The sequence below is a fragment of the Mesorhizobium sp. M0296 genome, assembly GCF_040321675.1.
Lineage (GTDB): Bacteria > Pseudomonadota > Alphaproteobacteria > Rhizobiales > Rhizobiaceae > Mesorhizobium.
On the sequence record NZ_JAMYRZ010000016.1, the window covers coordinates 127,124 to 138,680 of the forward strand.

Consider the following 11,557-nt stretch of genomic DNA (forward strand, 5'->3'; position numbering starts at 1 on the left):
GCGTGAGGGGTCACCCGAACGCCGAGACGGCGAAGCCGGCTCGGGGAGCGGCGGGACGCCGCAACTAGAGCCCGGTCGGCGGCAGGCCGGCGCGCAGACCTGCCGCTTCCGGAGGCGCTACGCGCGCGGAGCTAGTGGCCTTTGTCGGCCAGCCAGAGGCTCACGTCCTGGATCGAGCGCATGAGCACCGACGGATTGTCCCGCGCGGGAATGAAGCCCCAGCTCTGCCAGTAGCGCTCTGCCTCGGCGTCGATCGCCCGCACCACCACCGCGCGGCCGCCGACGATGTCGGCGCCGGCGACGCAGCGATACAGCGCGTCCTTGACCAAGCCGCTACCGACGCCTTGTCCGGCATAGCGGTGGTCGATGGCGAGTTGTCCGATCAGCAGGCAGGGGATCGGATCGGGCGGGCGTCCGGTGCGGATGGCGCGCGGTGCGCTATTTGGCTGGATCACGCCCGGCGCGAGGCCGTAATACCCGACGACTGTTCCCTCGTCGTGAACGACCAGGACGCGGGTAAACCCGCGGGCCTGGTTCGTTCGCGCGAAGCCGGCCAGCCAAGCATTGAGCGCCGGCTTGCCGCAATCGAAGCTGTCGAGGCGGTGTGCGTGGTCGAGGAGTTCGATGCCTGAAAGCGCCACCTAGCGGTCCCAGGGCGGGGACCGACGCAGCCGCTCGGCCGCCTTCGCCGGGGGCGCAGCGGCCGGGGCTGAGATCGCCTGCATGAAGGCGTCATAGGCTTCCGGGGACACGCGGATGACGGTTTCGTTGAGGATGGCCGCCTGCGCCTCGTGCAGCGCGGCGCGCCGCATGAACTCCGTGCGCGACAGGCCGAGCAGCTCCGCGCCGCGGTCGATGATGGTGAGATCATCGTCGCGAAACCGCATCGAGACGGGTGCTTCCTTCCTGGTGGGTGTGGTGGCCATGGCGCGCTCCTGTGCTGCGGACGTATATACGTTAGTGTAACGCGGAACGCAATACTACGTTCCCTGGCGACGTCTCGTGGCGGATGGTCTCAGGATTTCTCGCCGCATCGGTTCTTCTCGGCTTCTCGCCCCAGTCGCCATTGCCGCAACCCAGAGCAAGGTGGCTTTGGTCAGCTCCGGCGGATCAATTACGGCTTAGAAAGCGCATTTGTTTTTGGCGGCCGGATGAGCGGGTCCAGAAGCGAAGTCGCTGCCATGACTGTCGCCGGACGAGCCCCGGCTATCCCGAAGCTGATGAACATCTGACGCGATGGCGACTTTCGGGCCGTCACGCCACAAAGGAGGAACGGCTATGAAGCCTGGGCGGCGGCACTTTCATTCTCAGGCGCCGCTCTATGCCACCTGTCGGCCAATGTGACATCGCCACTGCGGTCCTTCGAACAAGTCGATTCGATTCTGAATTTCGGCCTTTAGATGATTGTAGCGATTGAATCAGCGACAAGGGCTGGGCAATCGCGGTTGTGGTGACCGCGAGCCACTAAGTTTGTGCCGTACCCTTACAATGATTCATCAAGGCGTTTACCTCGGCAATCACGAGATCCGGCGTGATGTCGAACTTGCATCGGACTTTGACCGGACAATGCCGCACTTGGTCCAGACCACATCCGCGACATTCAATAACACTCATAAGCATGCTGACCAAGGGACCTCGAAACCCCCAAATCTCCGGTAGATGTGACGCCGTGAAAATGCCGATAGTAGGGCGGCCAAGCTGGGCAGCGACATGGCCGGTGCCTGAATTGTTCGAAACGACGAGGGCGGCCGAATTCACGAGACAATTGAATTCCAATTCTGACAAGTCGACAGCCGTCCGAATGTTCGCGGCCCCACGTTCCCTAGCTATCTTCGCAACCTCCTCAAGCGCTTCCAGGCATTCGCCACGGCCAACGAGGACCACCTCACCACGGGTCGAAAGAGCAGCGACAACTTTGCCAAAACTTTCAATCGGCCAATCTCGCAGGCTGGAATTGGAGAACGGAGCCACGACAATCGGGGCATTGCCTGTAGTCGAATTCTGTGGGTGACCCGCTCCGCTTTCGAAATAGGCAGCTGCCTTTGCGACCAGAAAGAGGAGGATTTCTGACACATGCTGGAGACGCACCTGCTTACGGTCAATGAACCAATCAAGCCATCTACGGGGGATTTTGTTAGCAAGCCCTATTTTTTGGACCAGCTTGTAGAAAATGGTTCTGCGCAGTTTCAGATTGAATGGCGCTATCGCAATATCGATCTGATGCATGCTGTACGGATCAACTATCGCCGCACGGTGCCTGGCGGGAACTTCAAGCAAGATCGGCCTTGTTTCTTCCGGAACACGCATATCAATGGCAAGATCAAACTCGCCGGTCAGCAGCGGCCTTATGTCCGCGGCTTCTTTGCGCGTTTTGACTTCTGGGTTGCGAGGAAAAAAGTCAAAAGCAACGTGATCGTCGGCGAGGTCGAACTGTTTTGCAGTAGCGATGTTCCAGCTTCCCACCACCAGCGTAATGTGGGCATGCGCAAAACGCTGACGAAGGTCCTTTAGAGGCCCTAGAGACATCCAAAAGTCGCCGACATGATCAAGCTTGAGGACCAAAATTCTCATCCTTGCGCTTGACTGTTCCGGCTCTTCCCAGCTGCGGTATATAATTTGATTGCCGTCGTGCTTTGTAAAATATGCCATTGCCATTCCGAAAATTATACGGTCAACACTGATAGCCCAGTGACGCGTGTGTAGGTTGGAGTGCTCCCCACTTTGTCCGCGTCTCCGCAAGAATTCTGCCATCAGATCCAAGCCGCGCTCCAGCAGGAGCTGTTGGGCGAAGTCTGCATCTCTAGCGATGGTAGCGCGCCAAGAAAGCCAGCTATGTCCCGACCCGCAATGTGAAGGGCTTCGTCACGGTCTCGCATGCAGTGAGTTCGGCAACGCCGAGTAGACGGTGATCGCCAAGCCGCCGTCCCCAGATCTCGGAGCATAACGGCAGTGGCCTCGCTCTTTGGTCGATGCTGATCCTGAATGCGACCGTCGCCGCCGGCGACGACACCGCCGGCCGCATTGACCGTCTCGGGCACGCCCTGTCGCTGTGGTCCCGCATCACGGTCGCTAGCAAGGACCCGCCGCAGCCGCTTTTTTCTGCGCGTCCGGTCGTCCAAGGTGAAGTGGACGAATCAACCCTGTGATGAAGTCGACTGCCTGCCAGCGGTGAGGTGGCAGGCGGCATCGATGAACACCATTATTCGCCGAGCTTGGATAGCGGCACCTCTATCACGCTGAGAGCCTGTTATGCTGGTCCAGCGTTTGATCGCAGTCTTGATCCATGCGAGCAGCTTGTGAGGGATGCAATCGAACGAGGCGCTGCTCCCACAGCCGTCGCAGGCCCTCCATCAGAGCTTCACGCTTAGCCTGATCCGGCGCAATTGTATTGAGGAGATCTCCCAACACGGCTTCGCCCTCAATCCGCATCAGCAGATTAAACAAGTCGTGTGAAATTCGTACACTGTCACTGCTGAAGTGGGTCGTGCTGATCTCGCAGTGAGTCTCCCGACGATCTGGCGCTTTGTAAGCGCGGGTTTGATGGAGGGACACATAGGGCGGCAACGAAACCGCAAGCGCAGTCCAATCCTGCAGCGTTGCAGCCCGCTTTTTTACCAGGAAGGGCCCGACCACAAGTCCATCCAGCTCTGTCGTCAGAAAGGTGGCAATCGCGTCTGCAACCGAATCCACGATCGGTTCGGCATTGTTGTTAAAGGACGTATTGAGCAGAATTGGAGTGCCTGTGCGCTTCTTGAACGCATTGATGACCTCCCAGTACGCGGGATTGGCGTTGCGCGATACTGTTTGCAGGCGAGCGGTACCGTCGACGTGCGTGATGGCACCGAGCAAGGCGCGCTTTGAGTCACGCACGCGAACGACGAAATTCATGAATGGAAATTCGTGCCTACCGTCCGGGAGGTCGAAAAATTCGCTCGCATCCTCCTCCAGCACAGATGGCGCGAAGGGCCGATAGCCTTCGCGCTTCTTGACCATCGCATTGATCCGGTCCTTGTTTGCGGCGGGCCGAGGGTCGGCAAGAATGCTGCGGTTGCCCAGCGCACGTGGCCCAAACTCCGAACGACCCTGCACCCAGCCGATCACGGCGCCGTTGGCGATCCAGTCGGCTGCACTGCTTGCCACGTCATCAGAGCGTTCAACCTCGAGATGTCCGGCCCATGCATTCAGTTCCTGTTGCACGGCGCGCTCGCTCCCGAGATCAGGACCCCAATAGACCCCCTGCAGTCGCTCACACGGCGCGGGGCGGCCCATCTCGTTAGAGACTATCAGCGCAGCTCCCAATGCGCAGCCAGCGTCGTGAGACGCGGGTTGCACGAAAATGTCTTCGAAAAGCCCTGAATACAGCAGCTTACCGTTCATCGTGCAGTTGTGGGCCACCCCCCCCGCCAGGCACAACCGCTTCATGCCGGTGGCCTCACGGTGATGCCGGAGAATGTGGAACACGATCCGCTCAAGCGCTTCCTGCAGTGACGCACTCACATCTCGATGCTGCTGGGTGAAGGGCATTCCCTTTCGCCTGACCTCGATATTGCGGAGCAACGCCGGACCGATGCGGTCGAGGTGAACACGGTAGCCACCGCCGTTGGCGGAGAGCTCGTAGAACTGCTCGAAGAGCTCGCGATAGGGAGCGGGGTCGCCGTAGGGCGCGAGTCCCATTACCTTATACTCGTCGAACAAGCCGTAGCCGAGATAGCGGATCGTCTCGAGATAAAACAGCCCAAGAGAATTGTTCTCGGGGAAAGCCTCGAGTTGCGTAATTTCTGTGCCAGACCCTACCGCCAAGAGGCCCGATAGGAAATCACCAGAGCCATCAATCGCTAGAATGAGACTTTGTTCGAAGCCCGACATTGCAAAGGCGCTCACGGCGTGCGCCTGATGATGACTTACGAATGAAATACGCGAACTGTCCAACTTAGTGCCGAACTCACGCGTTAACAGATCCTGCACCAACGTTTTAGCATCCAACGGAATGGAGAGAATGTCCGGGTGGGATGCGGACATACCTTCAAGCATGGCGTTGGCATAGGGCTCGCTGGCGTAGAGCGCGACACGATCAATGTCGTTGAGCTGAACCCCCGCCGCTGACAGACAGTATTGAATCGAACGAATTGGGAGCTTGTTGGAGTGTTTCATCCGATTGAGGCGTTCCTCTTCGACGGCTGCTATCACCCGTCCGTCTCGGACGAGCACCGCGGCGCCATCGTGCATAAAGGCGTTCCGAAGCTCGAATCGGTTTTCATGGACTTGGTCAAGTCCGCCGCTAATTCCTAGACACAGCATTTCTTTCTCCACATAGTGACGGGCAAGCCAAATTGGCCTGCCTCAGACCGTTTCCAACTAAATAGGCCGCGTTGTCGCTTGCAGCTGCAACCGCCTGTCAGGCATCACCGGCATCAAAGAACGCCTCATAAGGGTCCGCCTGAATCAACATGAGATGCTTCGATCGTGGCGCCTGCCATTCCATGACGCCGAGAGCTTGGCTGGATCATCGAATCTTGAGCGGCTGCTGACTTGCATGCCGGCGATGCCGTTTTCATCTGCAGCACGAACTTGTGACGCGGGCTGCCTGTATCCTTGCGAAGGGGCGGCTGTTGACGAATAATGCCGCGCCGTGAACTGGCCCGATTTCATTCCCCGAAAGACCGTCGCACAGGCGACTGACATGTGCTGCACTGTCCGCCTGCTTCCCGGTCGCACATCCGATAACGCCTTCGCTTGTGCAGGAGGCCGCATCGCGTCATTCGTCGGCCAAACATGGCACCGACTGGAAGCCCGGTCTCCAATCCGCTGCCCAAACGAGCGGACTGCCTGCGGCAAAAAGCCCGCCACAAGCAGAATCGCGCTGGGCAGCTGGCTCGCCTGCAAGACTTCGCAGCTCAGGAACATTGGGGACGACTAGCGTCGAACCGCCGACATGATCGGCCAGTTGCAACTCACTTCTCGGCACGACCTCCACTGCACGTCAGGGCGCATGGAAGATTTTCTCCTTTGGATGGGTGACCGGTGCGGACGTGCTTTTGTCCATGCAAGATTTCCGAAGAGTTATGAAATCGTTTGTTTCGATCAAAGTCATCCACGCTATGAATAGCTGCCGGACATGCGCTTCAAAGGGGCTTCAGGCTTCCCGGATGGCTACTCCGATTCGAAGCGCGTGGCATTCCATGCGCTCTATGACAACATTTTTCAGCAAAGGGTATGAGAGCAAACCCACACTTCTTTTTCAGAAGTCGCTTCGAAGCAGCCGAGGCCTTGATGGGCTTCTTCACCAAGTTCGGCGATGGTGCCGCAGACATTCTTCCTTTTTCCGGGCTGAGCAAGCGCAGAGTTCGCGCCTTGGCAGTGTGTCTGGGCGCTCCGTCTGATCTTGTTGAAAAGATCCCGACCGCCGACCTGGAGAACCTCGTCCCGGTCTCACATACGATGAGATTGACGACTTCCTCGAAGGCCAAGAGATCAACGAAGCGGCGCACAGGCGTATACTTCATGCGCATTCCAGCACAGCCCATAAGCGAGCGCTTCCCGTCACAACGATTGCCATGACGGGTTCGATATTTAGGCATCGGCAATAGCGTCTCAACATACACGATCGATGGGCTTGCCGCAGTTAGGCAGCTAGCGGCCTGAATTACCGCTGGAGCGAAGCGCTGGTCTTTCAGCCCGCATGCGGTCATGAGGTTGACAGTGTCGGCACGTATCGCCGAGGCCGGCACGCGAACTCATTCTCCCTGAATGCCTGCTCTATCGATCTTCCGCAGCGTACCCACTTGACCGGTCGCTTCGACATTCCAGGCACCTGGATTGTAGCCGATCCTTGCCGCTCTCCTTCGGCCGGTCGCAATGCTAGACGTGCGGCCGTTACGCTATGCAGAGCTGGTTGTCAGATGCGTGATGCGAAACGTGAGATGCAGCTCCAGTTTTGGCGATGGCGGGCTCGCCGCATTGTTGATATCATCCGCACAGAACAGGCGCGCAAATGACATCGGATTCAGAGAAGGCTGAGGCGGTCGAGCAGTTACTTGATACACCTGACCTTGCAACCGCACTGGAAAGCGAACAGTTCAAGAAATTCCTCGACCAGGTGCCGATCGCCATAGCCGTTTCGGACCTTGCCGGTGAAGAGCGCGTGGTCTACGCCAATCCGGAATTCGAGAAACTCTCAGGCCTGATGGCCGCCAGGCTCACCCAAGAAAACTGGGCGGCCCTTTTAGGCACGGGCCTCCATCAGCAAAAGGACAGGCCGCTAGCCGAGGCGGTGGTCGAGGGAACCGATTTGGTCGGCACCTTCAGGCTGGAGCGCGGCGAGGACAAACCCGCGATCGTCGACGTTTATTCCAACGTGATCGAAGACGACAACGGTAAGGTTTGCTTCCGACTGGTGGCCCTGGTCGACGTATCGGCTCACGGCGAGGCGGGAGATCAGCGCTCGGCCGAGGAGCGTGTCAGCGAGAAAGACACGCTGCTGCGCGAACTGCAGCACCGGGTGAAGAACAACCTGCAGATGATCACCGCGCTGATCCGGCTGGAAAGCCGCAACGCGACCGAGGCCGACCGGAGACGGTTTGAGCGGCTCGCCGGTCGCGTCGACGCTCTGGCGATCCTCTACCAGACGCTAACGGCCGACGAGCCGAAGGAGGAGGTCGATCTTGGCGTCTATCTCAGCCAGATCGCGTCCGCGGTGATGAGCTCGCATGCAGTCGAGGGGATCCGGCTGGATATGAAGGTGGATACATATCCCGTGTCAATAAACGTCGCCATGCCGGCCGGGCTGGTCGTAAACGAATTGCTGACCAATTCACTAAAGCATGCGTTCCGGGGCCGCGATGGCGGCACGATAACACTGCACAGCGTCGTCGATGGCGACGGCTGCCGGGTTATGGTGGCGGACGACGGAATCGGCCTGCCGGAAGGCGAGGTGTGGCCCAAACCAGGCAAGCTCGGAGCGCTGATCGCGCGATCGCTGACCGAGAACGCCAAGGCGCAGCTAGCCGTCGAGTCCAGCGCCAACAAAGGGACGAAGGTGACCATCGTTTTCAAGCGGTCGGCGGCAGCAAGCTGAACGGTTGCTGTCGAACTAGCAGGCTGGCGGCTGGCTTCATGTCGCGGCTTTGAGCAGGTGGCTGCAAATAGGCTAGGTCGCCCTTCACGGCCTGTTTCACATGGTCGAGGTCTTCCATTATGCTCCAGGCTTGCTGCTTCTGACTTCGGCGGCCAGTCCATCCCCACCTAGCGGAAGGCACTCCCGCCTGATTACGTTGCGGCTTGAGTCTTGACGGCGGGGGCACCTGACGCCTTCGCGCTCATCACGCGCGGGCCGGCAATTCAGCAGCGAGTCATCGCTTGGCCAATCTTGCCGAGGACGAAGGTCTAACCTACAAATAAAATTGGTCCGACTGTTCGTGGCCGGAGGTAACCGCGAATTTGCGCTATCGGGACAGGAGAGCAGTGCTGTAGGCAAACCGCGATGCGTGCATTCGTTCGATTGGTTCTACGATTATCCTGACGCCTGGGGTGACCAGTTGCACCAGTATTTCCTACTACGCGCAATCTTTGTAGGGTCATGTGCAGATCATCGCGGCCCGCCAAGACATCGGAAAACTGATCGACGATCCTTCAACCCCTGAGATATTACGCGCCCGAATGGCATCGGCGGCCGCCATATAATAGTTTGCGGCAAAGACGGCCGCGATCGAACGGCTGAGGACGCGCTCGCCAACAGATTGCGCGACAGACGATGGGGTGGATACCGCGGATACGACGCCTGGTTCGATGCTCCGATCAACAACGCGAAGCTCGCCGCGACTTCCGTCTACAGCGATTCGGTTCAAAGGCTTGGCGCGTTGGACAAAGCTCGCCGCGCCGAAGCGCGATGCATAGAAGCCGGGATAAGTCGCCCGAACACAAGTCGAACAAGCGGAGTGGTCGACCGTTTCGTCCTCCCCGGGGACGAGCCGGTTGCTCTGGCCTGGGGCGACCTGATGGGTCTTGCGGAGCACCGTCTCCAGCATGGCGATCAGGTCTTCGGGAAGTATGGCCTCATTCTGCACAGACGGTTTTGCGTGGCTGTTACGGATGCCGGCGGGCACGGTGGCGATATGGCGGTCCTTTCGATCGAGCGGCTCGCCACGCTGCGTATAATTCCACGCCAGGGAGGAGAGACGGCGCTCGATCGTCGCCACAGAGTTTGGTTTCTTGTCTCCTGTAACCTTTCTGGATGCACAGGCCGTGATGTAGAGGCCGACGGTCTGCGGATCAGGCGGCAACACCTCCGAGGTGCTGCCGGCGCGCCCAGGCGCAAAAATCCGCTCTCGACCGAGCGGCGTCAGACCGGTATTCTTATGGATGTTCATCCGGTCCCCCTGGAGTCACTGAAGCTTCGACAATCTCAGCTTTCCCGGTTCGGACCGGATGGACAAGCTACTGAAAGCTCACAACTAGCTACCAATGCGATCAGCTTTCGGGCTATCGGGCGCATCCAGGGAGGATGGGTATGTTCTTGGCTAACGGGCTCAAGCTGCGGGACCGCGGGTGCACGCTGGCACTGATGTTGGCGATTATATGTGTATGTGCGCCTGCACTGGCGGCAAACGCGTCGGATCAGGCGTGCCGGTCCATCGCCAAGCTCAAAATTCCAAGCGTGATCTTTACCGAGGCTAGCCTTCAAAAGCCGCAGGAGATCCCCGCAGATCCCTTCACTGCATTCACCGGCGCCTCGCCTCAGGCGGTAAAAGTGGGCGGGCACTGCCTTGTCCGAGGTGTTATCGGGAAACGCCAGGGGGTCGATGGTCAATCATATGGCACCCGGTTTGAGGTGCGTCTTCCGACGACCTGGAACGACATGTTCCTTTTCCAGGGCGGCGGCGCAGTTGATGGCTTCCTGGCGCCGGCCGTCGGGACCATTCCTTGCCGGAACTCGACCGCGGCTCCCGGGCTCTTGCGCGGCTACGCTGTTGTAAGCATGGATGGCGGGCACCCAAGCCCCGATCCGGCTTTCGGGGTCGATCAAGCCGCACGCATTGATTTTGCGTACGCCTCCATTGGCAAAGTCACTTCGGTCTCGAAGCAGGTGATTGCAAAGTTCTATGGGGCGGCTCCGAAAAAGTCGGTGTTCATGGGATGCTCGAATGGCGGTCGTGAGGCGTTGATAGCGGCTCAGCGATATCCGCTCGAGTTCGACGGCATTGTTGCAGGTAGCCCGGGTTTTCGTCTCAGTGCCGCCAACATTGCCGAAGCCTGGGATACTCGCCAGTACATGAGCATCGCTCCCAAGGATGAGGCCGGCCATCCCATTCTGTCCCGCGCCTTCTCCCAGCAGGATCTGAACATCGTCGCCAAGGCGGTTCTCGCTGCCTGTGATGCCCGCGATGGCATTGAGGATGGCGTCATCAACGCCTGGCAGCAGTGCCGGTTCGACCCAAAGGTCCTGTCCTGCCAAGGCGATAAGACGGACAGCTGCCTCACGGCTGGTCAAGTGCAGGCCATGAGCCGCGCGTTCGCGGGTCCGGAAAGCTCCGATGGCGAAAAGCTTTACAGCGATTGGCCATATGATACGGGCGTTGCGGGCGCGGACTGGAGAATGTGGAAGCTGGGCAATTCCCCCACTTCCCAGTCGGATGCAAATAACATCGTTCTGGGAGCCCGCTCGCTTCAATACTACTTCATGACGCCCCCGGCGCCGAATTTTGACCCCCTGAAGTTCGACTTCGACAAGGATCCGGCACGCGTTGCGGATACGGCCAAGCTCAATGATGCGACCGGCACGTATCTCGCCAGCTTCGCTGCCCACGGTGGAAAGCTGCTCTTGTTTCAGGGACTTTCCGATCCGGTCTTCTCAGCCAACGATCTGGTGCGCTGGTACAAGCAAGTCGTCGAGGTCACAAGCGGCGGCGATTTGGAAGCGACTCGCCGTTTCGTGCGCATGTTCATAATCCCGGGGATGACCCACTGCGGCGATGGCCAAGCCTTCGACGACTTTGATCCTTTGGCCGCCATCGAGGGCTGGATAAACCAAGACAAGGCTCCGGATTCTCTCGCGGCTGGCAGCAAGGCATTCCCCGGCAAGCACCAGCCGATCTGCGCTTATCCCACTCAAGCTGCCTATGGCGGTAAGGGAAATCCCGATGAGATCGCGAGCTATTCGTGTCGGGGATAAGAGACCTCGTCATTTGTTCGCTTCAATCTGCGCGCATTCCCGGAACAGGTCTCCCGGACCAAGGATCGGTTGGAAAAGCTAAACCCGGAATTTGTGGGCCGTGCATAACGCAGTTGATGATCATGCCTGACTACGAAGCGTCGGCCGCCGATAGTCTGGACACAGCGCTCGCTGTGCTCGATGAGGTAATTGTTATCGCCTGAGATCTGACCGCCTCATCCCAGCGGACAAAACGGGGGCATCAGAGCCCGGACGCCTTGGTGAGATTTACGCGGAAACGATCGCGCCGGCGCTGATAATTTCGCGTCATCTCCGCGGAGGCATGGCCGAGCTGTTTTTGCACATAGCGTTCGTCGACCTCGGCCGACGAGGCGAGGCCGGCGCGCAGTG

At 59.1% G+C, this 11,557-nt stretch carries 7 protein-coding genes and 4 pseudogenes; 5 read left to right on the plus strand and 6 right to left on the minus strand.

What is annotated here, in order from left to right:
- Positions 1–131 precede the first annotated feature (131 nt).
- From NKI97_RS17580 to NKI97_RS17590, 3 genes are all read right to left on the minus strand, one after another.
- Positions 132–641: a GNAT family N-acetyltransferase gene (locus NKI97_RS17580; protein WP_352835552.1), complete on the minus strand. Its 510-nt coding sequence runs from the start codon at positions 639–641 to the stop codon at positions 132–134.
- Positions 642–926: a type II toxin-antitoxin system TacA family antitoxin gene (locus tag NKI97_RS17585; RefSeq protein ID WP_352453587.1), complete on the minus strand. Its 285-nt coding sequence runs from the start codon at positions 924–926 to the stop codon at positions 642–644.
- 538 nt (positions 927–1,464) lie between these two features.
- Positions 1,465–2,649, minus strand: coding sequence for a glycosyltransferase family 9 protein (locus NKI97_RS17590; RefSeq protein ID WP_352835555.1), 1,185 nt, complete (start codon positions 2,647–2,649; stop codon positions 1,465–1,467).
- Positions 2,650–2,969: 320 nt separating this feature from the next.
- Between NKI97_RS17590 and NKI97_RS17595 the strand changes: the two genes are divergently transcribed.
- The gene (locus tag NKI97_RS17595; protein WP_352457364.1) at positions 2,970–3,146 is read left to right on the plus strand and encodes a hypothetical protein; all 177 of its coding nucleotides are present in this window, start codon (positions 2,970–2,972) and stop codon (positions 3,144–3,146) included.
- Between the two features lie 85 nt (positions 3,147–3,231).
- Here the strand turns inward: NKI97_RS17595 and NKI97_RS17600 are convergent, their stop codons facing one another.
- The gene (locus tag NKI97_RS17600) at positions 3,232–5,298 is read right to left on the minus strand and encodes a carbamoyltransferase family protein (protein ID WP_352474134.1); all 2,067 of its coding nucleotides are present in this window, start codon (positions 5,296–5,298) and stop codon (positions 3,232–3,234) included.
- A 957-nt stretch (positions 5,299–6,255) separates the two neighbouring features.
- Here NKI97_RS17600 and nadE point away from each other — a divergent pair.
- From nadE to NKI97_RS17615, 3 genes and pseudogenes are all read left to right on the plus strand, one after another.
- Positions 6,256–6,587 (plus strand): annotated as a pseudogene (gene nadE / locus NKI97_RS17605) (NAD(+) synthase); the annotation flags it as partial.
- A gap of 404 nt (positions 6,588–6,991) precedes the next feature.
- The gene (locus NKI97_RS17610) at positions 6,992–8,074 is read left to right on the plus strand and encodes a sensor histidine kinase (protein WP_352835558.1); all 1,083 of its coding nucleotides are present in this window, start codon (positions 6,992–6,994) and stop codon (positions 8,072–8,074) included.
- Between the two features lie 661 nt (positions 8,075–8,735).
- A pseudogene (locus tag NKI97_RS17615) lies at positions 8,736–8,801 on the plus strand (hypothetical protein); the annotation flags it as partial.
- A gap of 195 nt (positions 8,802–8,996) precedes the next feature.
- Here NKI97_RS17615 and NKI97_RS17620 read toward each other — a convergent pair.
- Positions 8,997–9,315 (minus strand): annotated as a pseudogene (locus NKI97_RS17620) (integrase); the annotation flags it as partial.
- A 190-nt stretch (positions 9,316–9,505) separates the two neighbouring features.
- On the opposite strand from NKI97_RS17620, the gene NKI97_RS17625 reads away from it, so the two are divergent.
- Positions 9,506–11,167, plus strand: a complete 1,662-nt coding sequence (locus NKI97_RS17625) for a tannase/feruloyl esterase family alpha/beta hydrolase (protein ID WP_352493621.1) — start codon at positions 9,506–9,508, stop codon at positions 11,165–11,167.
- Between the two features lie 241 nt (positions 11,168–11,408).
- Here NKI97_RS17625 and NKI97_RS17630 read toward each other — a convergent pair.
- Positions 11,409–11,557 (minus strand): annotated as a pseudogene (locus NKI97_RS17630) (integrase); the annotation flags it as partial.

Coding starts and splice junctions, on each gene's coding strand:
- NKI97_RS17585 (WP_352453587.1), bottom strand. CDS start 926: ATGGCCACCACACCCACCAGGAAGGAAGCACCCGTCTCGATGCGGTTT.
- NKI97_RS17590 (WP_352835555.1), bottom strand. CDS start 2,649: ATGGCATATTTTACAAAGCACGACGGCAATCAAATTATATACCGCAGC.
- NKI97_RS17595 (WP_352457364.1), top strand. CDS start 2,970: ATGCTGATCCTGAATGCGACCGTCGCCGCCGGCGACGACACCGCCGGC.
- NKI97_RS17600 (WP_352474134.1), bottom strand. CDS start 5,298: ATGCTGTGTCTAGGAATTAGCGGCGGACTTGACCAAGTCCATGAAAAC.
- NKI97_RS17610 (WP_352835558.1), top strand. CDS start 6,992: ATGACATCGGATTCAGAGAAGGCTGAGGCGGTCGAGCAGTTACTTGAT.
- NKI97_RS17625 (WP_352493621.1), top strand. CDS start 9,506: ATGTTCTTGGCTAACGGGCTCAAGCTGCGGGACCGCGGGTGCACGCTG.